The organism is Enterobacter cloacae complex sp. S2, assembly GCF_015159675.1.
GTDB lineage: Bacteria > Pseudomonadota > Gammaproteobacteria > Enterobacterales > Enterobacteriaceae > Enterobacter > Enterobacter intestinihominis.
The window spans coordinates 1-517 of sequence record NZ_JADDTS010000105.1; the positions used below are offsets into that span (position 1 = coordinate 1).

The 517-nt window shown below is 41.0% G+C and carries 1 protein-coding gene and 1 pseudogene; both read right to left on the reverse strand.

Features of this window, described 5'->3' with window-relative positions; all coding sequences use genetic code 11:
- Positions 1-106: 106 nt before the first annotated feature.
- Positions 107-220: pseudogene (locus IPZ49_RS23320) on the reverse strand (DNA-binding transcriptional regulator RamA); the annotation flags it as partial.
- Positions 221-276: 56 nt separating this feature from the next.
- Positions 277-517, reverse strand: a 241-nt coding sequence (locus IPZ49_RS22960) for a DUF1471 domain-containing protein (RefSeq protein ID WP_227754139.1), incomplete at its 5' end; no start/stop codon positions are given.

The following is a 517-nucleotide window of genomic DNA, read 5'->3' on the forward strand; positions in this document are numbered from 1 at the left end:
TGATAATAATGAATTTAACCATTCTAATTAGTGCTTTTTTCGCTATCGGGAATTATTTTATCCAGAATGTGGTATTGATTTTACCAAATTATTAATCCGCATGAAAATGCCACTTGGAGTATCCTGCCCGCGCAGCAACATCCTCTATCTTCAGCGGCTTATGTAAGTTTGAATCAATCCATTGAGTTATCTCATCGATGATGTCTTCTGTTCTGAACATAAATCGACGCTCACTATAAGAGGGCTGAGACACATCCTGTTCGAGATGCTAATGATTTACTTATAGATTTCAGCAACCCCGTGCAGTCGATTATTCCCCGTGGTTGACAGAATTTTGAACGACGTTGCTCCTTGCTCATCAGCCTTACGAGAGAGCGCATCCGATAACTCATCAAGTGTATAGGCATTGCTGGCTGAGACTACACCCATTTTTTCTTTCCCATCTGCGTGGTTAATTTCCTGAGCGGCAGATGCGGCATTCATTGAAATAAACCCCATGACCAATGTAGTAATAAGT